At 46.0% G+C, this 24324-nt stretch carries 32 protein-coding genes and 2 pseudogenes; 4 read left to right on the forward strand and 30 right to left on the reverse strand.

Annotation, left to right across the window (positions count from 1 at the left end):
• The 17 genes and pseudogenes from AC6R00_RS00230 to AC6R00_RS00310 all read right to left on the reverse strand — a co-directional run.
• Positions 1–379: pseudogene (locus tag AC6R00_RS00230) on the reverse strand (hypothetical protein); the annotation flags it as partial.
• Positions 376–804 (reverse strand): M15 family metallopeptidase, encoded by a 429-nt coding sequence (locus AC6R00_RS00235; RefSeq protein WP_500638958.1) that lies wholly within the window; start codon positions 802–804, stop codon positions 376–378. The pseudogene AC6R00_RS00230 and the gene AC6R00_RS00235, both read right to left, overlap by 4 nt.
• Positions 805–820: 16 nt before the next feature.
• Positions 821–1234 (reverse strand): hypothetical protein, encoded by a 414-nt coding sequence (locus tag AC6R00_RS00240; protein ID WP_500638959.1) that lies wholly within the window; start codon positions 1232–1234, stop codon positions 821–823.
• A complete protein-coding gene (locus AC6R00_RS00245) occupies positions 1234–1884 on the reverse strand; it encodes a hypothetical protein (protein ID WP_500638960.1) in 651 nt (216 codons plus the stop codon). Before AC6R00_RS00245 ends, AC6R00_RS00240 begins: the two co-directional genes overlap by 1 nt.
• Positions 1881–2804, reverse strand: coding sequence for a hypothetical protein (locus AC6R00_RS00250; protein ID WP_500638961.1), 924 nt, complete (start codon positions 2802–2804; stop codon positions 1881–1883). Before AC6R00_RS00250 ends, AC6R00_RS00245 begins: the two co-directional genes overlap by 4 nt.
• On the reverse strand, positions 2785–2988 hold the full coding sequence (locus AC6R00_RS00255; RefSeq protein WP_049843888.1) for a hypothetical protein: 204 nt from the start codon (positions 2986–2988) through the stop codon (positions 2785–2787). The genes AC6R00_RS00250 and AC6R00_RS00255 overlap by 20 nt, the downstream gene beginning before the upstream one ends.
• Positions 2988–3125 (reverse strand): hypothetical protein, encoded by a 138-nt coding sequence (locus tag AC6R00_RS00260; protein WP_500638962.1) that lies wholly within the window; start codon positions 3123–3125, stop codon positions 2988–2990. Before AC6R00_RS00260 ends, AC6R00_RS00255 begins: the two co-directional genes overlap by 1 nt.
• Positions 3126–3134: 9 nt before the next feature.
• Complete coding sequence (locus AC6R00_RS00265; RefSeq protein WP_500638963.1) at positions 3135–3407, reverse strand: hypothetical protein; 273 nt, start codon at positions 3405–3407, stop codon at positions 3135–3137.
• A gap of 9 nt (positions 3408–3416) precedes the next feature.
• Positions 3417–4236, reverse strand: a pseudogene (locus AC6R00_RS00270) (major capsid protein P2).
• 9 nt (positions 4237–4245) lie between these two features.
• Positions 4246–4377, reverse strand: a complete 132-nt coding sequence (locus AC6R00_RS00275; protein ID WP_257214423.1) for a hypothetical protein — start codon at positions 4375–4377, stop codon at positions 4246–4248.
• Between the two features lie 107 nt (positions 4378–4484).
• On the reverse strand, positions 4485–5204 hold the full coding sequence (locus AC6R00_RS00280; RefSeq protein ID WP_500638955.1) for a hypothetical protein: 720 nt from the start codon (positions 5202–5204) through the stop codon (positions 4485–4487).
• Entirely contained in the window at positions 5173–5670 is a 498-nt protein-coding gene (locus AC6R00_RS00285; protein ID WP_500638954.1) for a hypothetical protein, read from the reverse strand. Before AC6R00_RS00285 ends, AC6R00_RS00280 begins: the two co-directional genes overlap by 32 nt.
• On the reverse strand, positions 5654–6064 hold the full coding sequence (locus AC6R00_RS00290) for a hypothetical protein (RefSeq protein ID WP_500638953.1): 411 nt from the start codon (positions 6062–6064) through the stop codon (positions 5654–5656). The genes AC6R00_RS00285 and AC6R00_RS00290 overlap by 17 nt, the downstream gene beginning before the upstream one ends.
• A 49-nt stretch (positions 6065–6113) precedes the next feature.
• Positions 6114–6356: a hypothetical protein gene (locus AC6R00_RS00295; RefSeq protein WP_171802553.1), complete on the reverse strand. Its 243-nt coding sequence runs from the start codon at positions 6354–6356 to the stop codon at positions 6114–6116.
• A 519-nt stretch (positions 6357–6875) separates the two neighbouring features.
• Positions 6876–7448: a hypothetical protein gene (locus tag AC6R00_RS00300; RefSeq protein WP_500638952.1), complete on the reverse strand. Its 573-nt coding sequence runs from the start codon at positions 7446–7448 to the stop codon at positions 6876–6878.
• The gene (locus tag AC6R00_RS00305; RefSeq protein WP_500638951.1) at positions 7445–7783 is read right to left on the reverse strand and encodes a hypothetical protein; all 339 of its coding nucleotides are present in this window, start codon (positions 7781–7783) and stop codon (positions 7445–7447) included. The genes AC6R00_RS00300 and AC6R00_RS00305 overlap by 4 nt, the downstream gene beginning before the upstream one ends.
• Positions 7784–7857: 74 nt before the next feature.
• Positions 7858–8040 (reverse strand): hypothetical protein, encoded by a 183-nt coding sequence (locus AC6R00_RS00310; RefSeq protein WP_171325464.1) that lies wholly within the window; start codon positions 8038–8040, stop codon positions 7858–7860.
• Positions 8041–8171: 131 nt separating this feature from the next.
• On the opposite strand from AC6R00_RS00310, the gene AC6R00_RS00315 reads away from it, so the two are divergent.
• A complete protein-coding gene (locus tag AC6R00_RS00315) occupies positions 8172–8447 on the forward strand; it encodes a helix-turn-helix transcriptional regulator (RefSeq protein WP_171325466.1) in 276 nt (91 codons plus the stop codon).
• A gap of 140 nt (positions 8448–8587) precedes the next feature.
• On the opposite strand, the gene AC6R00_RS00320 is transcribed toward AC6R00_RS00315, so the two are convergent.
• Positions 8588–9508: a DUF1848 domain-containing protein gene (locus tag AC6R00_RS00320; RefSeq protein WP_500638964.1), complete on the reverse strand. Its 921-nt coding sequence runs from the start codon at positions 9506–9508 to the stop codon at positions 8588–8590.
• Between the two features lie 57 nt (positions 9509–9565).
• Complete coding sequence (locus tag AC6R00_RS00325) at positions 9566–10261, reverse strand: class I SAM-dependent DNA methyltransferase (protein WP_500638965.1); 696 nt, start codon at positions 10259–10261, stop codon at positions 9566–9568.
• Positions 10262–10470: 209 nt separating this feature from the next.
• Here AC6R00_RS00325 and AC6R00_RS00330 point away from each other — a divergent pair, with 209 nt between their 5' ends.
• Positions 10471–10878, forward strand: a complete 408-nt coding sequence (locus AC6R00_RS00330; protein ID WP_500638966.1) for a hypothetical protein — start codon at positions 10471–10473, stop codon at positions 10876–10878.
• An 80-nt stretch (positions 10879–10958) separates the two neighbouring features.
• On the opposite strand, the gene AC6R00_RS00335 is transcribed toward AC6R00_RS00330, so the two are convergent.
• From AC6R00_RS00335 to matP, 5 genes are all read right to left on the reverse strand, one after another.
• Complete coding sequence (locus tag AC6R00_RS00335) at positions 10959–11585, reverse strand: LysE family translocator (protein ID WP_500638967.1); 627 nt, start codon at positions 11583–11585, stop codon at positions 10959–10961.
• Positions 11586–11791: 206 nt separating this feature from the next.
• Positions 11792–13018 (reverse strand): HDOD domain-containing protein, encoded by a 1227-nt coding sequence (locus AC6R00_RS00340; RefSeq protein ID WP_500638968.1) that lies wholly within the window; start codon positions 13016–13018, stop codon positions 11792–11794.
• Between the two features lie 35 nt (positions 13019–13053).
• Positions 13054–13362: a hypothetical protein gene (locus AC6R00_RS00345; protein WP_500638969.1), complete on the reverse strand. Its 309-nt coding sequence runs from the start codon at positions 13360–13362 to the stop codon at positions 13054–13056.
• 101 nt (positions 13363–13463) lie between these two features.
• Positions 13464–13775 (reverse strand): DUF3634 family protein, encoded by a 312-nt coding sequence (locus tag AC6R00_RS00350; protein ID WP_004743224.1) that lies wholly within the window; start codon positions 13773–13775, stop codon positions 13464–13466.
• A gap of 12 nt (positions 13776–13787) precedes the next feature.
• Positions 13788–14234, reverse strand: a complete 447-nt coding sequence (gene matP, locus AC6R00_RS00355) for a macrodomain Ter protein MatP (protein ID WP_486794072.1) — start codon at positions 14232–14234, stop codon at positions 13788–13790.
• A 171-nt stretch (positions 14235–14405) separates the two neighbouring features.
• Between matP and AC6R00_RS00360 the strand changes: the two genes are divergently transcribed.
• Together AC6R00_RS00360 and fabA are read left to right on the forward strand one after the other, a co-directional pair.
• The gene (locus tag AC6R00_RS00360; RefSeq protein ID WP_500638970.1) at positions 14406–16052 is read left to right on the forward strand and encodes a S16 family serine protease; all 1647 of its coding nucleotides are present in this window, start codon (positions 14406–14408) and stop codon (positions 16050–16052) included.
• Between the two features lie 91 nt (positions 16053–16143).
• Positions 16144–16662: a bifunctional 3-hydroxydecanoyl-ACP dehydratase/trans-2-decenoyl-ACP isomerase gene (gene fabA / locus AC6R00_RS00365; RefSeq protein ID WP_004743352.1), complete on the forward strand. Its 519-nt coding sequence runs from the start codon at positions 16144–16146 to the stop codon at positions 16660–16662.
• A gap of 132 nt (positions 16663–16794) precedes the next feature.
• Here the strand turns inward: fabA and rmf are convergent, their stop codons facing one another.
• The 6 genes from rmf to AC6R00_RS00395 all read right to left on the reverse strand — a co-directional run bounded on the left by rmf (position 16795) and on the right by AC6R00_RS00395 (position 24143).
• The gene (rmf, locus tag AC6R00_RS00370) at positions 16795–16968 is read right to left on the reverse strand and encodes a ribosome modulation factor (protein WP_004414030.1); all 174 of its coding nucleotides are present in this window, start codon (positions 16966–16968) and stop codon (positions 16795–16797) included.
• A gap of 204 nt (positions 16969–17172) precedes the next feature.
• Entirely contained in the window at positions 17173–18843 is a 1671-nt protein-coding gene (locus AC6R00_RS00375; RefSeq protein ID WP_500638971.1) for a DUF3466 family protein, read from the reverse strand.
• Positions 18844–18849: 6 nt separating this feature from the next.
• Positions 18850–20766, reverse strand: a complete 1917-nt coding sequence (locus AC6R00_RS00380; protein ID WP_500638972.1) for an ABC transporter ATP-binding protein — start codon at positions 20764–20766, stop codon at positions 18850–18852.
• Positions 20744–20986, reverse strand: a complete 243-nt coding sequence (locus AC6R00_RS00385) for a glutaredoxin family protein (RefSeq protein WP_239825857.1) — start codon at positions 20984–20986, stop codon at positions 20744–20746. Before AC6R00_RS00385 ends, AC6R00_RS00380 begins: the two co-directional genes overlap by 23 nt.
• Positions 20987–20996: 10 nt before the next feature.
• Complete coding sequence (rlmKL, locus tag AC6R00_RS00390) at positions 20997–23120, reverse strand: bifunctional 23S rRNA (guanine(2069)-N(7))-methyltransferase RlmK/23S rRNA (guanine(2445)-N(2))-methyltransferase RlmL (protein ID WP_500638973.1); 2124 nt, start codon at positions 23118–23120, stop codon at positions 20997–20999.
• 477 nt (positions 23121–23597) lie between these two features.
• A complete protein-coding gene (locus AC6R00_RS00395; protein WP_004749467.1) occupies positions 23598–24143 on the reverse strand; it encodes a cell division protein ZapC in 546 nt (181 codons plus the stop codon).
• Positions 24144–24324 lie beyond the last annotated feature (181 nt).

A 24324-nucleotide genomic window follows, 5' to 3' on the forward strand; every position in this document is an offset into this window, starting at 1 on the left:
TCAAGCAGGTAGCGAACCATGGCACGCATGCCGAGGGTATCGATGACGACCGCGCCGACGACATACCAGTACGGTTCGGGAATCTCTGCAGCGCCTGGAAGCCTTGTTCGACGTAGGGGGCGTAATCGGGAATAAAGGAAAGGATCAAGGGAATAAAGACGACTAACAATATAAACTCGTCTTTGAAGCCGCGTTCTTTGATGCTCACTTCATCAAGGCTACTGGCCTGCTCTTCGCCCTTTTGCAGTCTGCGCACCCTCGCCTGATGTTTCTCCTGGTCAAGTTCGTCTTTGCGCTTCAGGGCTTCCGCTTTATTGCGGTTATACTGCCTATAGGTTTCAAGTCCGCCATTGAACAAACTGACAATCGCACCAATCATGGGTACACCTGTCGATCGAGTTCGATGTGGGGACCATCTTTAAACGAGGTCCAATCACCACCCCAGACAATCGGCACACCGAGTTCTCTGGCCGCTTGCTTGAATGCCCAGCTCACTTGCTCGTAATAGCTGAAACCCCACGTGACGTTACCGTCCTCGTCATACACCACATAGTCAATCGCGTGACCGGTTTGGTGGCGGCTGATACGTGAATAGCCATCGAGCTGACTCGCCTTATTTTGAAAAAGCTGGAACTGCTCTTCTGCCGTTCGTTTGCCCGATGTAATCCCAAAATCAAACGGACTGAGCTCTAACGCGCGCCTGACCACGTTTTTTAAGTCGTGATGGACACCAATCAATTTCGTTTCGCTGCGCACCGACAACGCAAAACCGCTGACGGCTTTATCGACCTGTTTTTTGTTCATCAGATACACTCCCAGGCTAACCGTTAATAAGAGGGGGAATGCCCACCGCATCGGGCACCTCCTGTTTGAAGATCAAACGCGTTTCAATTCGTGAGACCAGCGCTAAACTGCTCACCACTTGCAGCTCATCGGCCCCTTTGGGCTTAATGAGGGTCATCGGATAGTGATGATCGACACCGGCGGCGAAAGACAGATACAAATAACGACGCTCAACAATCTGGTCACCTTTCAGAAACGACAACGTCAGACTGCACAACTGCGCAGGAATCGTTTGGCGATTGCTCAGTGACGTGCGTTTAAACGACAAATCGACCAGTTCGACGTGTTCGGTAAAGTGAAATATCGCCGCATCGCCTACCGTGCCTTGTGATTCGGTGGCGATTTCAATATCAGGTTTGGCTTTTGGCGGTGGGTTATACAGCATCAACATCAGCGCATCTCCCCGACTCTGACGGTTTCCCCGTCTTTGCCTTTGACCGTGATGGCTTGGTTGGTGCTAAGTGGCAGATGACCACCGGGATTAACGACCATAAAACCCTGTACCAGGACCGACTCGGTATTGTCATCCGGCACCTGTAGAAACAACGCTTTACGCTCGGAGCTGCCGGCAATAGTCTGCTCACTGCCATCGAGCTCAAACACACCTTCATCAATGGCCGCGTAGGTGTATAACGTCACGCTAGGCGTCACGCTCAGCGTCTCGTTATCGACGTGAACGTTAAGTAATTCGTTCTGAATTTGGGCTCTGACGGCGCGTTGTATCTCGACCACACTCACCGGTCTTTGCACTTCGTGCACGACCACGGCATTCGACACGTCAACCTTCTGCGCTTGGGTTAAAATCGGCACATCACTGATTTGGTATTCAAACGTCGCGGCGTCATCGTGATGGTTTTCCAGTGTCAATTCATCAAAGGTGCTGACGTCGACCGTATCGCCTCGCTGTATTTCGGTTGGACGCAGTACATCGCTGCGTATCATCAAGGTATGAGTCGATTCACGCAGAATAAGAAACTTCCCAGCCTGTCCGGCGTTAAAGCTGAGGGTTTGATGAGGTTCGAGGGTGTGGACTTGTCTCATGAGCGGCTCCCTTTATACAACACCGCCACGGTGATGATGGTGCCGGCGATGCCGACAATCAGCGAGATGTTCTTCAGTAAGTTGTTATCCGACTCAAGGCCACCGGTTTGCTCGCGCGATTTGGCGCTGCTGGCCATCGCCAGTGCCGCTTTAGTGGTTTCGGTTTGTTGGCCCGCCATCGACTTGATCGAGTCAATCGCGTACTGGCTGACTTCGGAGGTTTCTTCAAGCGCTGAGGTGCCGAAGTTAAACGCCTCATCGACGGTGTTATTGACCGTATCGAGTGACCCTGTCACGATGATTTCATTTGAACGCAGGGTTTGCTGGCCAAAGTCGAGCGCTTCCTCGGCGAGATTGCCCGCAATGGCCATTGCACCGTGGTCGGTCATGGTCAGATTGATATCGGAATCATTGACCCCTGCGACCATAATGCCGTAGTTGTCGCGCCCTGCGGCCGCGCTACCACTGGTATTAGTGGTCGTTGTGACCGTGCTTTGTCGACTTTGTGAAGAGCTTCTGCCACCCATATCTACAAACCTTATTCGTAAAACGCGTTCATCGTCTCGGCGTTCAATCTCCTGAACCGGTAATCCCAATTTGTGGCGAATAAACCGCTCAGCGCCAGCGCGAAAGAAGTGCGCCCGTATCGAGTCAAACCCGTGGGCCCTGGCATGATTGAGCGCGCCCAATGTGCCTGCGGCCATATCACCAACTAAAGCCACCACAACCAATTCTTTGCTGCCGTCTTTGAGTCCTTCCCCCCTTAACAGCATCACGGTGTTATCAAGGCGAAAGACGTGTTCGTTACCTTGTTGAACTGCACGTTCAGCATCCTTGAAGTAATCTTTCAGTGCCGGCTTCAGTTGGTCTTTAACTCGACTCCATTGTTCACGTTGAAGACTACTTCTTAAGCGCCACATACAGGACAAGCAGTACCAACATCACGATCAGCCACCATTGGGAGCTGGTGCCACCGAGATTGATCCCACCGCCCGTAAAACCCATATTGTTGGTGGTGTTGCCCGAGGTGCCCGACATGGCAGGCCCTGACGCACCGCCTTGTAAGCCTCCACCACCGGTTAACGACGTTAATGAACCGAGCATCACAAGCCTCCTTTAAAGAAGATGATGGTGGCGATCACCGCGACCAACAGCAGGAGCTTATTTAGACCATTGCTGGCACTCAGGCCTAATACACTGCCCGCGCCAAATCCGCCTAAGACCCAAAATAGAATTGGCATCCGCGTCTCCTACTTCTTAAACGCCATCACACCAAGCAGCACCACGCTCGTTACGGCTAATGCGCCGCCGACATACCACACCATCGGATCGATACCGGATTTTGCGCCCATCGGACGCGTCACCACATTACCGGCGTTATCGACCTGCGGGTGGTTGGGCTGCTGGGTTTTGTTTGGGTTAGAGGTTTGATCGTTGGTGTCGAACAGCCAATCGGCATGTTCACCCACCGAATCGAGTGCCCCCGCGCCAAACTCCAATAAATCATCAAAAAAGCTTTTCATGGGCGCTCCTTAGGCCGCGCCACCTTGCAGCTTCTCCGGTCGCTCTAAGCGTACCGATTCGACCAAAATCAGAGGAACCGGGTACATCTTCAGTGGTGACCGAGAACTTCAAATTCGAGCTGTGCTGCGTGGGAAACAGTTCATCAATCGAGAAACCGCGCACAATCGGATCGAAGTGGAAATAGCCTGATTGCGGTGTGCGTTCATTACGCTTGGCGTTGGCTTCAGCGATAAACTTGTTCGCTTCAAACTCTTTGACGAAGTCGCGCTCAATCTCCAGCTTGGTGATCTTGTCGTGCATAAAGTGCATGCGGCGAATACTGATGAGTGGACTGGCGATCAGGTTGGTGAACTCGTTGACGCCTGCCGCATTGGCGGGCATAGTTTCGCGTTTGACCAACGGCACCACGACGCGCATCGCTTGCGCGTTACTCACCCAAGCATGTACTTGGATCGTGAGTGGATCCGCATCTGCGCGCTTGTTACGGAACTGGATATCAAGGTGAATGTTGTCACCCAGCTCTGTGACTAAGCCGGTGTAGCGCACCCCGTTTTTGGTTCTGGCCACGACATCGCTGAACGGGATGATAAAGTGTCCCGACGTCGCATCACGACGTTTGTATCGCTCAAGCATCAACAGCTCTTCACCGGTCAACACGTAGATTTCCTCAGCGTTCAAAGTGATGGAAATTCGCGTCATGTCCTGCGCGTCGGCGTTGGTTTCAAGCACCAGTTCGTGATACGTCGGGCCATTGGGAATAGGCAGTGTGCCTTTTTGTCCCCAAGCGGCGCCGACCATGGAGTTAAGTTTGATTGGTTTGACTGACATAGCGCCCCCTTAGAACCAACCGGACTTGCCAAGAAGCTTATCTAGTCCACCAACTTTATTGTTGACGGCCAAGATGATCGCCCCTGTCGTCAAAGCTGATACGCCAGCAATGATGGCAACGTTACGAGCATTCAATCGCATAGTGACATCCTCATTGAAATGGATGCTCTGACCCTAGGGCGCCTATGAGGGATTGGATAGAGAGTGAAACCTATTAGGCAGACACTCTAACCTAATAGGTTTCAGCCTTACCGTGCAGGGTAGATTTTGCCCTGACGATGGTTACCGATACCGGGGCTTTTGAGGATGTAATCGGCGTACTTACCTGTCCCTAAATGCTCCCGCTCATGACAGCCTTTCAGCGCGAGGATCGACTCGTACGGCACATCGTAATAATCAGCGATATAGCGCGCGTTACGTTTCGAACTGACCGCCCCAATGTAGATGTGCTTCGATTCATCGAGCACGGTTTTTGGCACTTCCTGACTGCGCTGAAAGGTCGCGTGCATCACCAGACCAAAGCCGCGGCCACCGGTCCACAGCTCGCCCGCCACGCCATCGAGTTTGGCGGTGTTGTTGGTGCATTTGGCCAGCTCCTCAATCACACAGTGCAACTCGTGCGCGTGTTGGCCATCGCCCAATGACCACACCATCTGGGCAAAGCGCTCAAGGTTATCGCGGCTACGCTCCTGATTCACAAGCGCCAAACGAAACGGCTTGCGCTGCTTTCGCCCATACCAGGCGCGCTGATAGAACTCAGAGAACGACGCACACGGCACGACTTTTAACCCTTCGAGCCGCTGCTCTGAATGCTCCGCGTACGGATCAAACATCACCACCTGAGCCGACTTGGGGATCAGCTTGAGCTTGCGAATCGCCGTGGTTTTACAGCTGCCTGTGGTGCCCATGTAACACACGTGCTGCGCATTGAGGGCGTTATTCTTGTTGATCGGACTCGGCAGCTTCATCCGTCTCTCCTTGCGCTTGATTGGCTTCCTTCGCCACTTTGGCTGCTAACAACGCTTTCTCTTGACGCAGTCGACGCACCTGAAGCGTACAACCGCCGACCAAGGTGCACGACGCCATGGCAAAGACCAGCTCTTTTTCATATTCAGCAAACCACGCAAAACCGGCCGGTCCGTACTTTTGCAGCATTGGCGTGGCCGCATCGAGCCACTTGTTACCGACGTTCTCATCAATTTCAAACGGCACATCAAACGCCGCACCGACGCTGAACTCGACAATGCCTAAGCCATAACCCAACATTTGGCGCGAGGTCTCCGGATCAAAGCTGGCTTCTTCCTGCTCGTCGGTGTCGCTTTCGGCCTGTTCAATCATGTGCTCTTCTTGCTGCATCTCATCGATGGCCGCTTGCGCGGTGAGATCGCGCTCATCGACCGGTGCCGTGACTTCTGGCTCATTGGTTTGGCTCATGGCTCGGCTCCTTCTTCGTCGTCAGCAAGACAAACAGCAACGCGCAGCCGCCAACAAAGGCTAATGCGCCCGCGACGGTTCGTTTGGTTATCTTGGTCGGTTTCGGCTCGGTTATCGGATTTACCTCACAAGCCCCGTCGTGATTGGGTTCGTGCGGTTTAGTATCGGTTACCGAGTGCGGTTTTTGCGGGGTACTGTTTTTATACCCAGTATTAACCTCTTCGCGAGTCGGTTTCATGTGGTTAGTTAACCAGTCTTGAAACGGTTTGCCCGCGCTTTGATTGGCTTTGCAGTTGGGGCAAATGGTGTAGAGCTGACCCAGTCGGCGCTTGTTCTTGGGTGGATCGCCGCCTTCGAGCACGCGATGTTCCCCGACCGCATGCACGGTACACACTTCGCCGCAACCCTGCGTCGGACAGGCAATGTAACCTTTGATGGGATTCTTACTGGCCATGCTGCGCCTCCTCAAGCTCAGTGAGCCGCTGATGGAAGTTCAAGGTAATGGCTTTAATGGTAGTGACGGTGGTGTCGATGTGGCTTTTGGCCTGCTCGGCGGCCTGAATGGCGACCATCGGTTTTTTAAACGCAGGAATGCTTGACCAGTCTGGCGCAGATTGAGCCAGCGCCTGCTCGATGTCATCGAGTTTGGCCATTAAGTCGGCAAACTCTTGTTGTCTGATTGTCATACTGACCTCTGTCTCACGACGTTGGTGAATGGGTGCCCCTGTCTCACGACGTTAGCTCTTTGATTATGACGATTAATAAGCCACTTTCAATAGTTAGTACCAATTAAATTCCACCTTCTTGCCAGACCGTCGCGCAGCGACACACACGGCGGTGGTGCATCGTCGTTCACTACGGCTTATCACGGTGCTAACGCAGTCACCGCGTGGTCTAGGCGTCAGCTCGCTGGCGAGCAAGATACGCCGCTTCCTTATAGTTATCCCCGTTTTTAACGGGGTAACACTTATCATCACTATTATCTTTCTTTAGAAAGATCACTAGTCGTAGACTATGGATCAAACCGTTAAGATCCAGTTTCATGGAGCAGTTAATATGACAAACCACCGCTTAGTCACCGCGTTATCCACAGAAACGGTGGATGACTGTGATAAAACGGTCATAAAAGCCGCGATTAAACCGAATTAAGGTCGGTTTTTCAGGGATTTAGCGTGTTACAGACGGATCGAGGCTAAGCTGGTGGATCAAAGATTGTGTGGGGATTGGTCGTGACGACGGGCGAACTTACGTAGCAAGGTGATAGGCGTCAGCAGGTAACGAACATGGACGCCGGTGCGTGAGGCCATGCGCTTGATGGAGTCACTGGCGGCCGCCCTCGCCTTAAGCATCGCGTCGGTCAGACCCAGATCGGCAAAATAGCGCTCTGTGATGCGCTTAATCGACGCTAAGCCGTACCACTCACCGTTTTCATTGTGTCGCGGCTGGGTGGACGTTAGCCAACCGCGCTGCTTAGCAAACGACACACACTGTTTGACTCGCCAAACGGGTAATCCCGTCCCTTCGGCCACATTGGCCCAAGTACGCAGCAGGAAACCACGTTGAGTGGCTACCCCAACCTTACGCGTACGCAACTCAAGCTCACTAACGAGATAGTCCATCACGGAAGCGATATCGCGCAGGAACTGGCGCTGCGTGGCTTTGCCAGACACCGACAATAAATAGGCATAGCGTGAAGGATCTTGAAGCAACAATGACCAGCGTGATCGATTCAGCGCCGCTAACGGTCGTTCGCGTCGGGTAAACGTGGAAGCATTCATTGCAGTGTCGGGCTCGCCATCTCACGCACATTAGAAACCATGACCAAACCGACAAATCGCTCAAGTTCGTCCGTCAGTGGTGACACCTTGTTCACACTGCCTGCATGGGATTCGGCAATGGAATAACTGTACTGCATCGCATAGTTGGCCATCTCACGAGCTAGGCCATTAAACTGCTTGGATGGTGTCAGCAAATCACAACCCAGAATCAGTATCGGCGTGATAATGTTTGCTTGGGTAAGATGATCCCCAGTCACGGCTTCGATGTCGCGTCCAGTTTTAATAGCTGCAGTCAGATGCGCCATACACACCTCAACAATTTTGTACTCTTCCATGCTTTTTCTCCTTTATCACCCGCTCTGTTATTCGCCGTAATTGACCATGTTTTTTCTCACGCTGGGCATAACGTTTAATCAGAAGATGAATTTTGATCCTTTGATTCTTGCGAACAGGCATGGCTTCCTTCCTGCAATTGATATAGCCTTCTCAATGTGGCAATCACGAGCCTAAGGCTCGATTCCAAGTGACCACTTTTGGCACTGGATTCTGCTTCATCAAGCGCAATCTCGATTTCAGTTTTTCGCGCTACCATCACGCCTCCTCAATGCCGCCAAGCCTTGGATGTACATCACTTTACGAGAAGATTTTTGATACTGGCAAGCATGCCCCGTATAGCGTTTTGCCGTTTTTTGTACATACAATGAGCATCAGGAGGGACGTTCAATGGAACGCTTTACTTATGAGAATGCACTGCTCAATCGCGTAAAAGCCAAGTTTGGATTAGATTCTGAATATCAATTGGCGAAAAAGTTGGGAGTTGACCAGTCCACCGTCAGAAATTGGCGAAATGGTCGAAACTCAATAGATTGGGATCTTGCGTTTCGTATTGCTGATCTCCTTGGTGAATCCGATCAAAATGTGGTTTGGGGGATTATCACCAACAAAATCAAAAATAGGCGTGTAGTCAAGGTGTTAGAGGATTTTAGACCTTTAATATAAGCTTATTTTCCTTTCTAACCACATATACATAATGCGCACTTAGGTTGTAAGGCCAAAACGATATATCCCGTTTGATCAACGTGTTAATCTACTCCAACTACTTACCACTTCTTAATCAGCCAAAGCTAGAAAAGTTCTTGCTAGATTATGGGTTTACTTAATAAATGTTTATCAATACCTTCGATACCACCGAGCAAAAACGGGCTGTTCGGATCGTGCTTTAATCGGTTCTTCTGTACAGATGTTTCATTGTACGTTGCGTAACAGTATTTGCAGCCGTGTAAGCATGTGTTGTAACTACCAATATCGATGCTTTTAACGCAGCCGCATTCGATTCTTTGGTTTGGGTCTTTTTTATGCCCGGTATCGATACCAAATACATGCTTGATCAGTTCATCATCAATGCATTTTCCAGGTTTAATACCGATATCCGTTAGATCTATACCCTCAGCACAGGTTTCAATGGCTAGTTTATATTGCAGACAAACCTCTACCATAAACCTGCACAAGTCGATAAGTTCGCCTTGGTTTTCGATTAAATCGCAATAAGTTAGATTGGATACCGACTTTAATCCGCGTTCAGTCTTCGAATACAAATCAACGAAACTTATCACCACTTTATGTGTTTTTCCCGCTAACTGGCTCGCTATTTTGTGGAATTTTCTTTTGTGCTCACTAAGTGGTGTTAAATTAGAGACAAGTATTGGATCGTAACGCCAGATTATCTTCGATGGCCCGATAATGTCGCTTAAACGCACAAACGTTTCTATCGATTGATAAGTGTTAGGTAAATGCCTTTCAAGCGCTTTGGGGTAACCTGTAATGGTATATTGAAAGTAATAGTTAAACTCGGAAAGTTTCGGCAGGTGTTTGATTAGCGGCTCTGCATTTCTCGTCCAGAACACCAGTGCGTCTACATCTTGAGGTTCAAGAGATACACGCTTTACCTGACTTGCGTTAAAGGGATTTCGAGTCAGTAGAACCCCCTCACGAATGCGATTCATGAACCAGCGATGATAAAAAGCAGGAATGTCCGTCCTTCTACTAGCGCTTATAATCATTGCAGATGACCACCTAAACTTTGACTAACCCCATATTAAAGGATAAGTACTGAACGGCTACTTTTCGCATCTAAAGAAAATAAAGTTCGGATTACGCTTAAGGTGTTGGTAGGCCTCTTCAGAGATCGCTTTCGCACGCTCATCAACTTTGCCCTCTGAAATCCTTGAAATAACCAATCCAGAATGAGTGACAGCATCACTTATTTCAGTCAAAGAGCGACGATAAAAACTCACTTCTACAGGTTCTCCAACCGTATTCCAATCTTCAGTCACTCGCTCACGTTCAAAGTAATTGCCGCTTGTTGTGCATTCAAAATCCGCAAATGGATGGTGAGTCGAGAATACTATGTAACCACCGGGTTTTAGAACGCGATAAACGTCGTTAAACACCACACTCAAATCTTCGATGTAATGCAGAACTAAAGGACAAACGATGATATCAGCACTGTTGCTCGCTTCGTTGGGTAGCCCTTTTGAAAGGTCTTGCACATAGGCTCTTAAACGATCACTGTATTCAGACTTAACAATGTTTATCATCTCTGGTGAAAGGTCAACGCAGGTTAGATTTGCCACATCATTAGCGATAAACCATTCTGCGTATATGCCAGATCCACACCCCATGTCGATGACATCCTTGCCTTTAACATCGCCTAGTAATGATATTGTTGAAGGCCGTTCAAGTAACGCATTGTAGATGTTCCCCTTCACGACTTCGCTGTATCTGTGGGCATGTTTTGTATACATCTCTGACATGGCACTCTCCAAGTTATGTTTGTGTGGTCAAAGCAATAATCATTCAATAGCAAATATGGCGCGGCGTATTATGAAGCATACTCACATATTGACAATGTACATGGGCTTTGTCTGAGTATGTTTTATTTTTTTTCACTAATAATTAGAAACTTAACCGTATTTCAGTGGTATATATCTCTGAACACAATAGTTGCACCAGCGAGGCAAACATGAAAAGAGCATTTATAACTCTATCGTTGTTACTAACTGCGCAAGTGAACGCGGAGGTAACAAACTATACGGGTTCTTGGAAGAACGTCGATGAAAGCACCAGAGGTATTACCGAGCTAGAAATTACACACAGAAACAATAACTATCTAATTAGTGCAAAGGGTAAATGCCACCCAGTGGACTGCGAATGGGGCGAAACCCCGCTTAGGTTAGTGGCGCTATCGCCGGGAGAGAAACCGTCCACTAATGAAGCTATCGCAACGTGGACGACCCATTTCTCCGACATAAGGCTGATTGTCGTTCAAAGAGACAGTAAACTTATCGTAACCAGTTATACCGAGTTTACAGATAAGTCGGGAAGAGATACGTACAAGATGATTTACGAGTTTGAAAAACGCGACAACTAACCATCGTTTCCTGTAAAAGAGCGAGTTCCCTACTCGTTCTTTTAATGTAAATGTCAAGCAAGTCCCAACAATATGTTAAGTTACCTTTGCTTCATAAACGCAACCGTTAGACCAGAAGCAATGAATGTCACCCCTGCTCCAATATTTAAACCAGAGACCATTCTAGGTTTATTGCGAAGCCAATCTGCAAGCTGAGAAGAGAAAACGCCCATAAGGCTAAAACCTAACGCAGTAAGGAGTGCAAACCAAGCGCCGTACCCCATCATTTGAACTGTCACTGACCCTAAGGTTGGATTAACAAACTGAGGGACGAACGCAAGCACAAACAGGCCCGGTTTTGGATTCAGTGCAGCCGACAAAAAGCCGGTAAGAAATATCTTTGAAAGCGGCAGTTTCTTTGCGGGCTCAAGAGAAAACAGACTACGAGAGCGTAACACTTTAATTCCGAGCCAAATCAGATAACCCGCCCCCACTATTTTGACGGCATAAAAAGCGAGTTCTGAAGTTTGAATGAGTAACGTCAAACCGAAGGTGGCGGCTAGCACATGAAACAAGATACCGGTTCCCGAAGACATACCAGAAACAATAGCAGCCCAGCGACCTTGGCTTAAACCTCGACCGATAGCCAGTAGATTGTCAGGGCCTGGAGAGATGACTAATAATGCGCAGGCTAATGTATAAGACACTAACACTTCAGCGGGAAACATGGACACTCCTTTGTCGAACGTTTTTTAAGCAGAGCTTATCCTTACATGAATAGTCATTTCTCGCAAATCCGCCTAGAAATATGACACTGTATCTTAGCTTGTAATCACCATTCTAAAAGGACTAACTCCTGAGTTTCATTTAATAACTGGCCTAATATGTATGTATCAATCACATCTATTTAGTTATAGTGCACTAAGGGGCTTTATTATTTTGATAAACCTATGCGGCCAGGGTTCAATTCTCTAATAGTTTGCAATGCGTCAGGCGGCATCTGTACGTTAGCAAACCAAAAAGGTTTATGTTTTTCAATAAAGGCGTTACTTCGGTCCAATGTATCGAACATTGCATATGCTTGTGCTTGCGCTAATGCGACCCCAGCATCGCTTCTTTCGATAACAGGTAAATTATCAAGATCCTCTTCAAGCGCATTTCGGATTGGTACTGTAAATGGAGTCCATTCTATAGCTTCTATTACTTTTCTGGTAAGAACCGCCTCAAGGTTGTGAATGATTGGAGGCAAAACACTTAAATCTGGGCGAACCTCGCCACACGCATAATATTCTTCACGCAAGTTATTTTCCCGATACCACTGCATCTTTGCTACTTGTGCATCTTCGAATAGTAAACTGAAGTGGTTAACTATAGCAAAATGACTCATGGTTCTTAGCACACCAAGTAAAATACCCTGTTGCGGGCATTTTAACCCCGATTGATCTAGTCTAATACGAGTCACATTTGCTGTTAAAACCATATGTTGCCACAATTTGGGAGCAATGTTCTTAGTCACTGGGTCGTGCCATTTGAGAATAGGCTTTACCATTAAGATCGGAAGTAAAAGCCCACAATTGTCTATTCCAATCGAACCTATCGCAATTTTGGGGTCTTGAATACTTCGCGGAGAACGACCAATACGTTTGCAGAACTTTAGGTTGTTAACCAGATCTATGACGTTCGATTTTAGTTGATTGTCGTTGGTTGTCAGTACAGCGAGCTTACTGAAGGTTAAAGATGGCGAGTATGCAATACTAGAGAAATACGAAAAATCAGGAAATCGCCCGAACAGTTGAAGAACAGACATCTCTTCAAGCTTTTCACAAATATAACTTTGTGCGTGCTCTGCAATATCAGACACCACAGAAACAAGGACCTTTTGTCGGTCTTCTACCGCTTGCCTTCGCTCTTGAACTTTTTCTTTTTCACACTCAAGCAGTAAACGCTGATTATGCGTAATGCGCTCTTCTTCTTTTAATATAACGCTATCACAGAACTCGGTCTGCCGACTCAATGTGCTATCGACATCCGATTGATCGAGAATGTACTTTAGGCTCACTAACCACTTGGCATGACGTTCTCTCGTCATGTGGGTGATCTTCTGAGCTAAAGCGTTCGCTTCCTCATTATATTTCTTGTTAGTGGTCAGTGAGCTATGCATGCTTCAATTACTTAGAGTCATCCATTAATTACAAACTAATTCTCGATGTGTAACCGAATGTACTTCTCTGGAACAACATAGGTAAAGCTTTCACCTATACGGAGCGATTTCTTACTCGATTTACACAGCTGATAGTCGCCTGTTGACGAGACTCTTTTAACTATAGCTACTGAATCTTGATGGGTCATCTCGATAAACAAATCGCAATAACCATTCAGACCTTTATTACTGATTTGCTTTTGAATTATGACTTTGAGTTTTTTCGCTAATGGGTTTGACTCGGCATCGTCAGCGAATGCTGGCAAAGTCAACAAAAACAAAAGAAAGATATTGATAGATTTCATAGGTTACCTCTGAGCTCAAAGTAGCAAATCGCGTGTTACTTTGAACTTAGAGATAGCTGATTTTGGGGAGAGATTATGGGCGGTGGAAACTGATAAGTGTATCAGCCAGTATGCTTCTTACCTTTGCTACGAAAACCTTGATGCGGGAACACATTGCGGATTCGTTGTTGCACCTTCTTTGGTACCTGCTTCGACATAACGAGCTTGGTGCCAGTGCGCTGTTGATATACTTTTAACTCACCACTAAAAGGCGTACGTTCAGCAATCTCTACCACATTGTGTTTGAAGCTAGGGGGAAAATGCCCTTTTTCCCGAGTAATTTTACCGTCAGAAAACGTCACTTTTAGAACTGGTCTATCAACCGCCACTAACCAAAAAATCACGATAGACGCGATAAGAATAACATACAGCATAAACTCTCCTTGTTAGTCGAGTAACTTGGTCAAATCTTCCTTTAAACTGCTTACGGCTTTACTTGCTTTTTCACTGCGGGACGCTTCGGACAGCAAATATTCGATAGCATCTGACAAAGTACATCCAAGCTCATTCGCTCTGTGAGATAACTTTTCCCAAACGCGATAATCTAAGTCTATCGACTTTTTCTTGGTATGAATTTGCTCTGCGTTAAAATGACGTTTACGTTTCGCACGAATGGCCTGCTTAAGCTTGTTATCGAGCTCTGGTGACATGTGGTTCTCAATCCACTCAAGAACTTTCGTCGGTTCGTGTTCTAATTGACGAAGCTCGTTGACTGCAGCATCCGCCTCACTCGTATCAATATGACGAGTGATAGCTTCTCCCGCCTTCCATTTATTGATCAAGTAATTCCACTTCCAGCCACACTCTAAGTTTTCAAGCTGTTGATATTTCATTGCAAAGCCATTCCGTTAACGTTCTAGGTGACAGCGTAACCCTAAATAATAAAAGTTACAATCCCCATTGTAATCGAAAAGCGATCAAGATCATCAGATAAAATTATCTATATCTCCCGATGGGGTTTTTCTATATAATTTTCATCCATTTTAAGTATATGAATTGATTTAATGAACCAAGAAAGCTGGCACGCTGTCACACCACAATATTCACAATTTGACGCCCAGATCCAACGATTCGATGAACTGGATAACGTTGATTTCTTCGATATTCAACCACGACTTAAGCAATCATTGGAAACGTTAAATGCTGTTAAAGGCTTTTGCCGCTTACTTATCATTAATTCCACTGACAACTCGTTCTACCGCGATCTTATTAAAGATGGACTGAAAAAGTTTATTGGTCAAAAGCCTGTCGCTACCACTGAGTCTTTGAACATTGCGACGCTATTGGGCTCATACACTTGCGACGATAAGGGTGACATTGTCACTTCTAGCAATGGTCTACTTGAGCTAGCAGATGGTGGCTATCTGGTGATTCCTGCGACATTGTTGCTAGCTAACCCTGCAAGTTGGCAAACTCTAAAGTCCGTTCTATTAGGTCAAGCCGTTAGCCCGATAAACGCCAATCCACAAAAGATCGCTACCTGTCCACCAGCTAAAACTTATGACATAAAAATCGTCTTGGTTGGTGATCGTCACCAAATTGCTGACTTTGAGTACTTGGAGCCTGAGCTGTATACCGGACTCGCTATGTTTACTGAGATTGAAGATGAGTTCGCGGTAAACAGTCAGACTATCGAACATTATCTGGGGTTTCTTGCGTGGCTTATTAAAAAATATGATCTGCCCACTCTTTCATTTGGCGCTATACACCGCTTAATGAATGCCGGAGCACGTTACACCGAAGATCAAAACTACATGCCGATCGAGGTTCTTTGGTATCTTTCTCTTTTTCAAGAAGCGTTACTGACATCGAATAACAAGGTGCTTTCTGAGCAAGATCTTGAGCAAGCCCTAGATGCTAAATACCATCGCGAAGCCTATCTTCCTGAACGCGCACTGTCGGATATTACCGACGGGCAAGTAATCATCGAGACGCAAGGTGAATGTATTGGCCAAGTAAACGGCCTTACTGTTATTGATGTACCAGGTCACCCGATGTCTTATGGTGAGCCTGCACGAATCTCATGTGTTATCCACTTTGGTGACGGCGACATCTCTGACGTTGAGCGCAAAGCTGAGTTAGGCGGAAATCTTCATGCTAAAGGCATGATGATCATGCAGGCATTTGTTAGTAGTGCATTGCAACTTGACGAACCTTTGCCATACTCGGCTTCTGTCGTATTCGAGCAATCTTATAGTGAAGTCGATGGTGATAGCGCGACTCTGGCAGAACTTTGCTCCTTTGTTTCTGCGCTCTCTGAATACCCTATCAATCAGCAAATTGCTGTGACGGGTGCAGTTGACCAGTTTGGTCGCGTGCAAGCCGTTGGCGGTTTAAATGAGAAGATAGAGGGCTTTTACCACGTCTGTAAGCATCAAGGTTTAACCGGCGAGCAAGGCGTTGTTTTGCCTAAGTCCAACCTCAAACATTTGTCGCTAAACAAAGACGTGGTTGAGAGCATTAAGAAAGACGAATTCCATATCTGGTCTGTATCGACTGTGGACGAGGCAATTCCTATCATTATGGGTAAGCCTTTCCGCGGTGAAGATGAAGAAAGCGTTATTAGTAAAATAGCGCAACGTATTGAAAACTTTGAAAGACACGAGCACCCGCAAGGAATTGTGGAGCGCATCAAAAACTGGTTCGTTTGAACAAAATTTCGCTCATAAATCTACTGATCGGAGTTGTTTAGCGTACACGTGTTCACTAACATGCTGCTATCAAAAATCGGAGTAATTGATAATGCAAAACAAACGTGATTCTTATAACCGTGAAGATCTTCTAGCGTCTAGCCAAGGCGAATTATTTGGTCCTGGTTACCCTCAACTACCTGCGCCAAATATGCTGATGATGGATCGCGTCACTAAGATGTCTGAGACTGAAGGTGATTTCGGTAAGGGTCTGATTCTAGCTGAGCTAGATATTACTCCAGATCTATGGTTCTTTGATTGCCACTTCCCTGGCGACCCAGTAATGCCTGGCTGTCTTGGTCTTGACGCAATGTGGCAGCTCGTGGGTTTCTTCCTTGGCTGGGTTGGCGGCAAAGGTAAAGGTCGTGCTCTAGGTGTTGGCGAAGTGAAGTTCACAGGTCAAATCCTACCTACAGCGAAAAAAGTAACGTACGAAATCCACATGAAACGCGTAGTTAACCGTAAGCTAGTTATGGGTCTTGCTGATGGCCGTGTTCTTGTTGACGGTAAAGAAATTTACGTAGCGAAAGATCTTAAAGTTGGTCTTTTCCAAGACACATCAGCTTTCTAAGCATACTGTATTTTAAGAAGCGACTCACTAGAGTCGCTTTTTTATAGCCAAAATATTTAGTTATAGTGCATTAGATAACGACTTAAAAGCCCCTTTCGGGGCTAAGTTCCTTTGTTGTATGTGGAATGAGTGTTATTTGTAGAGACCAGAGTGTTTATCTTCTCTGGCATCGCGCCAACCACCAAGCCAATAAGATCGAGCATCCATCTGTTGGTATGGACATGCCTCCATAGAGCGACCATTCAGGCCTGCTTTATATCCTTGAGATTGAGCTCGCTCTAAGCGGTCACGCTTTTGTCTCTTCATAGTGTCGTCCTCATACATAAAATGTTTCTTAACGTACTACTTTCTTAACCTGCCAACAGCGATCTTTGTAAGATCCTGATAACCGATTAATGTGAAGCTTTTATGGCTTCCTAATTAAGATTCGATCAAAAGAACGGCGAATTCAAGCTAAAAAAAAGGCACAGATTCAAAACTGTGAACCTGTGCCCTTGTTTACAATTTAACCTATTTTCTACGGAACCCTAGCAATCCAAGTAGACCTAAAGCCAGGAATCCCAACGTGCCACCTTGGCGTTCTACCGTTGTTTGAGTCACTGGGCGTGGAGAAATATCTCCTGAGTCTTGTCCGTTAATTGGCACGAGTTTAACACCGGCTAGTGCAGCACCTGCAGCACATTTTGCATCGATGGCTTCACTTTCAAAACCCGCCGCGCAGTAATACGCAGTTGCAGCAATTATACCTGCATCATTAATATCAGCAGCTTGAATAACACGGAACTTATTATTGTCTGTTGTAGCACCAGAACCATAGGTCAAATCATCTAGATAGCGTGCTTGACCACCGATTGGCGCAGAAGAGCCTGGCACATTGCTCAAGTTAGCAATAAAGGCTCTTTGTGCACGTGGTTTGCCATTTGTTTCAGAGTGCTGTTCATAATCGACAGTGCCCACCACATCATTGTAATTGTTGATATTGCCAGCTAAGCCATTTGCACCTGTGAAGAAGATCGAACCGCTAAACTCTTTATACGTTGGAGAGTCTAGGTTATCTACATAGAACAAAGTGTTTGCGTAAGCACCATTAAGTGCACGTCTTAGCTTTGCAGTACCAATGGCGATCTTATTATTGTTTACAGCTTGTAAAGTCTGGTTTGCATATTCTTCTGTAGCATATGGGAAACCTGAGACCAACTTACTACCATTACTGAAATCTTTCCAAGTTGAACCACTGTCTGTAGATTTAAATACCGCCGCTTTCAATCTAACACTTCCGTCTGACGTGTAACCGACAGCATAAACGTTGTTATTATCGCTTGAGTCTAAGATAATATCCCTGGCACTACCCTGCGCTTTAGAATTACCATCTTCGGATTTAGCTCCTTCCCAGTTAATTTCTGTTCTGGTCGAACCTACATCCAGCCAAACAGTTGGCTTTGAAGTGAAAGTTTTAGTGTTGCCTGTGTCTACATTATTACGTGTAACGCTTCCTACAGTAAATGTCCGATTCCCTGCATTAGTAGCCAAGGTCTTACTTACCCACGCATGAGATGACAAGAAATTAGCATCACCGATTGTATAAGTCGCACTATCAGAGCCTACAAATCCAATGTTTCTGTTTGTACCACCATTGCGCGCATTACCGACCGGCTCAACTGCTGGGCCCCCTCCGGAGAAATTAATTGAGTTAACAACTGTGTTTTCTGCTTTGACCGCTGTTGCAGTACCATCTCGGTTAGCATCTAAGTAAGCAATCGAGCTATCATAATTGCCCCCCTGCTCTCTAGCATAACCGTTTGTATACTGTGCTGTGGCCCAATTTTCACAAAGGGTATCTGCATAACCTAGATAGTTACGACAATAATCCTTAAATCCGCTATGGTTGTCATCCAGATAGTCCCAACCAAACGGAAGAAAGAATGGAGCTTCATCTCTATAGCTAAAACCTTCACGATAATACTTAACTTCAGTCACCATAACTGAAGTGTCGGCATCACATGAGTTACTCCAACAAACCGTCGTTTCTGGTGAAATCGTAGAACCATAAATCAGGCGGCTAGTGTCAGGGCTGATACCGCTGGTTTCATCCAAATACACATTATAAAGAGCCGCATTGGCTGCGAATGAAGCAGCAATCGTTGCCGCTACTGCTGAAATTTTAAAAATCTTACTACTCATTAGTTGTTAACTTTCCTGTTGCATTGCTTCGAGCTCTTCCCAGCGTTCGAAGGCAATTTCAAGCTCCTGCTCTCTAGCAGTCAGCTTATCTAATACGGGTTGCGTTTGCTCGACGGGTTTTGAAAAGAAATCAGCGCTGTTGACTTGCTCTTGTAAGCTTTCAATCTCTGCTTCTAACTCTTCAAGTTTGGCTGGCAATGCTTCTAACTCTCGCTGCAGTTTATAAGATAACTTCTTAGGCTTGTTCTTTACTGCCGCGGTTTTGGGAGTTTCCTCAACCTGTTTAATGCTTTTTGTTGGTTTTTCAGACGCGCGAGCCTTCTGAGTTTGAATGCGTTGCTGCTGCGCATCGTGGTAACCACCAACAAATTCCTCAATTACGCCTTCACCTTCAAAGATCCAACTTGTCGTTACTGTGTTATCAACAAACTGACGATCGTGGCTGACAAGTAAAAGCGTACCCTGATAATTGGCAAGCAAATCTTCTAAAAGTTCCAAAGTTTCGATATCTAAATCGTTGGTTGGTTCATCTAGCACCAATAAGTTATTTGGTCTTAGGAAAATTCTTGCTAGCAATAGGCGGTTTTTCTCACCGCCAGAGAGTGCTTTAACAGGAGTACGAGCACGTTTAGGTGCAAATAGGAAATCTTGCAGATAACTCAACGCATGACGCTGACGACCACCAACCATGACTTCTTGTTTACCATCAGCTAGGTTATCAATTACAGACTTTTCAGGATCAAGTACTTCGCGGTACTGGTCAAAATAAGCCACTTCAAGCTTAGTACCACAGTGGAGCTTACCGGACTGAGGCTGAAGCTCATCTAGCAACAGTTTAAGTAATGTACTCTTACCACAACCGTTCGGGCCAATCAGTGCGATGCGGTCACCGCGCATGATATTGAAAGAGAAATCCTTAACTATCGACTTGCCATCAATGTCATAGTTGATGTTCTTCGCTTCGAAGACAATCTTGCCTGAGCGTGACGCATCATCAATCTGGATATTCGCTTTGCCCTGCACTTCACGGCGATCACTTCGCTCTTCACGTAGCTTTTTAAGCGCACGTACGCGCCCTTCGTTACGGGTACGTCGAGCCTTGATACCTTGACGAATCCAAACTTCTTCTTGAGCAAGCTTTTTATCAAATTCTGCATTCTGCATCTCTTCGACTCTTAGCATCTCTTCTTTATCGACTAGGTAGTTGTCATAGTTACCTGGGAAAGAAGCTAGTTTGCCGCGATCGAGGTCGACAATACGCGTCGCCATAGATTTAATGAACGCGCGGTCGTGAGAGATAAAGATAATCGAACCACGGAAGTCTTTGAGGAAGTTCTCTAGCCATTCAATCGTTGTAACATCAAGATGGTTAGTTGGCTCATCAAGCAATAATACGTCTGGATCACGAACCAATGCTCTTGCAAGCGCTGCTTTACGCTGCCAGCCACCAGAAAGGTCAGTCAGTTTGGTGTGACCATCGAGCTTAAGCGCAGCGAGCACATTCTTGATGCGGTCTTCAAAGCGCCACGCACCAGAATGTTCAAGATTTTCTTGAATACGTGCCAGCTTATTGATGTTCTGCTCTGATGGATCAACCGCAATCAGATCGAGCTGATCTTGATAGATCTTAATCTGCTCGCCGATTTCCGCCAGTCCACCAGCAACATAATCGAACACTGTGCCTTCTTGGTTTCTTGGTGGATCTTGCTCTAAGCGTGAAACGACAACATCTTGGGTAACCGTTAGTTTACCATCATCAAGTACCACCTCACCGGCAAGCACTTTCATTAATGTGGATTTACCCGCACCGTTTCTACCAACCAAACAAACGCGTTCATTCTCTTGCAATGCGAAATCTGCATTATCTAGAAGAGGATGATCACCATAGGCCAGTAATCCATTATTTATTGTTAGTAATGCCATTTTCGTCTAACCAAAGCTGTAATTGTTGTAAATCAAACGGCCAATTAAGCTCGTTACCTTGATAATTCAGCACCGGAATGGTGACACCGTAACGAGAAAACAATTCATCGTCGAAAGCAATATCGACAATCTCGACCTGATGAGAAATATTGAGCTGTTTTGTAAGGTCAAATGCCATCTCACATAGATGGCACCCTTCTGTACTGTATAAAGTGATCACGTGTGACCTACTATTCCTTGTGAGTCAAAACCCAGCAGTTATGAATGTGTTTATTGCGAGAAAAGTCCATTGGTAAAGTTTGGTGTGAAATATTCTTCGCAGTTAAACCAAGTTCATCCAAACCTTCCATATCCATCTTAAAGTGACGCTTATTGTTTGAGAACACGATCGTGCCGCCATTGCGAAGCAAACGCTTAAGGTTCTTCATTAACTGAATATGGTCACGCTGCACGTCAAAGCTTTGTTCCATACGCTTAGAGTTGGAGAACGTTGGGGGATCGATAAAGATAAGATCAAATTGTGCCGTTGAGCGCTCAAGCCACTGCAGGCAATCTGCTTGCTCGAATCTATGCTGACGGCCAACTTGACCATTCAGTTTCATGTTCTCTTTCGCCCACTCTAGATAGGTGTTCGACATATCAACCGTTGTGGTTGATTTAGCGCCACCACAAGCGGCATGCACTGTGCCAGATCCGGTATAAGCAAACAGATTTAAGAAGTCTTTGCCTTGAGCCATTTCGCCGAGTTTACGACGAGTAATCTTATGATCTAAGAACAGACCTGTATCGAGGTAGTCATGCAGGTTTACTTTAAGCTGCACACCATATTCATGCACATTGAGTGTTTCAGACTCTTGAGACAGCTTTTGGTACTGTGAACGCCCTTTCTGCTTCTCACGGACTTTAAGCACAACTTTATTCGCTTCTGTACCTGTTACTTGAATAGTTGCGCGAATGATATCTGTCAGACGACGCTTCGCCTTTTCTTCAGGGATATTCTTTGGTGCCGCGTATTCTTGAATCACAAGGTGATCGAGGTAAACATCGATAGCGACATTGTATTCCGGTAAGTCTGCATCATAGATTCGGTAACAATCGAGCTTCTCTTTACGCGCCCATTTACCAATTTTGGCAATGTTCTTCTTCAAGCGGTTAGAAAAATCAGGTGCAACTAGTGATTCAGTGACATTGTCACCTTTATTTTCAACCGGACGGTCACTAATTGAGTAGTTCTTCTGGTGACACGGTAACGCACCGTTATTCAGTTTGAACTGCTTGTCTGCACGCATGCGCAAACAGCTTAGAAGCTCATCAGAGCTAGAGAAAATAGACGCTTGGCAGCCACCGAACTCAGATTTCAGCTGAGCACCAAATGCCGTGTACAAAGCAATCAAACCAGGATGAGTACCTAAACGCTCACCGTATGGTGGGTTTGAAACAATAACGCCCGCTTCAAACTCTTGAGGACGCTTAACTTGCGCGGCATCACCAAGGTTAAATTCAATCAGAGAATCAACACCTGCACGGCGCGCGTTGTCTTTTGCGGTTTTAAGCACTCGCGCGTCGTTATCAAAGCCGAAAAACTTAGTGTCAGCTTTTTTGACACCCCGTCTCGCCTGTACTGCCGCTTCCGATTTAATCTCAGCCCAAAGCTCAGGTTCAAAGTCTTCTAGAGACTCAAAGCCCCATTTCTCACGATTCACACCAGGTGCCATGTTTGCCGCCATCATGGCCGCTTCAATCAACAGCGTGCCTGAACCACACATAGGGTCTAATAGTGGTTTATCAGCGCTCCAGCCACTACGCAGGATAATAGCAGTTGCTAGCGTTTCGCGAAGCGGCGCACGACCAGATTCTGGGCGATAGCCACGTTGATGAAGGCCGCCACCCACCATATCGACACCAAGAATCGCTTTATCACGATGCAAACGAACATGGATGCGAAGATCGGCACGATCTTTACTGATCGACGGTCTTGGTAAGTTCTTTTTCTCGAAACTATCCACTACGGCATCTTTCACTTTCATTGCGCCGTACTGGCTATTGCGGATTTCACGGTTAGTACCATTGAAATCAACAACAAACATCTTCGAACTATGGAATTGATTGACCCAGTTCACTGAAGAAGTTGCTAGGTAGAGATCCATATCATCGTTACAAGTGAACTCAGATAGCACACGGACGAAACGCGACGCTAAGCGACTCCATAAGCAACAACGATAAATTTGCTCATTTGATGCTTTAAAGCGTACCCCTGCTTGAACAGGTTTGGCATTAGTGATCCCTAGCTTAGTTAACTCTTCAACCAACAAGTTTTCCAAACCGTTGGACGTAACCGCAAGATATTGATGCATAGTGGTGTTTTAATTCTGTAGAAAATGACCCCGCATTATACCTGACTCCAATAGTTATCGTTAGCTCAATCAGTTAAATCCCCCATTTTGTCGTTCAATTGAATGAAATATCGACACTTTCATACTTCGTTGTTCGATTTCAAATCCCGAAAAACATAAAAACCTATTTCTACCAAGCAATCGGCTCTAAAAGCGAAGTGAATACTAATTCATGCTTACTTTGGTCTATACCAGGGGTGTATTTTCGTGTAATTAAGTTACAAAAAAGCCACAAAAGAGGAATAAACCCTGCTTTTCTAGAATCAGTGGCTATGAAAACATGGAAATTAATTGTGCTATGTGATGATAATTTGAACGTATCTCACAGATGAGAATAAAGCTGAAGAGCGTTATCAGGCTCTCTTTAGCCGAGTTAGGGGCAAAAAAAAGCCAGCAATTATGCTGGCGGGAAATGAAACAAAGGAACGATAATTTGGGTTAGCCCACCAATGCGATTGGTTGGGCGTGAAATAGATGATTCGCTACAGTTAGTCTATCGTGCATCACTTTAATCGCTTGTCCAAATTGGAGCGATTTAGAACCATTGAGCTCGAAACCGTCTAGTGAAACAGATGCGCACAGGCTGGCACACTCACCTACCTCTAACACAATAAAAAAGCCTTCGCTCAGGGAGTTCGTTAGACGTATCAAGTCGCCTTCTTCTGGAGCAATCTGGCCATCCGATAGACAGTCGAAAAACCAACTTTTCGGCTGAACAGGTTTATGAAAACGCTTCGCGGCAACACAATACAATGAGAGCTCTGCTTGTCTTGGCTCACTCAGGCCAAGTAATGCGATTTGTTCTTTATAGGTTTGATAGGCCGAAGCATCATCTACTGAGAATTCATTAACGCCAATCGCGCAGTCGACAATCAGCTTACGAGGAAGGTTGGTCTTAAATACCATATCATCACCCAGATCGAGCATAAGGTGCCCTTCTGAGTCATCATAGTACCAAGTCCATTTGTCACTGGGTTTAAGCATCGTTCCATCTCTGAAATTTGATTTGAAGTTAGGTAAAACGCTTAATTACCTTTCCTAGCAATAATTGGATTTTATTAGCTAATAGGCGAAAAAAAAGAGGAAATGAAAAGTCATTTCCTCTTGTTATCAATCAGTTTTAATTAGAAATCTATCGTGTGACAATGTCACATCGATTTGCTTT

This window comes from Vibrio sp. R10-SF1-ISO8, assembly GCF_059833805.1.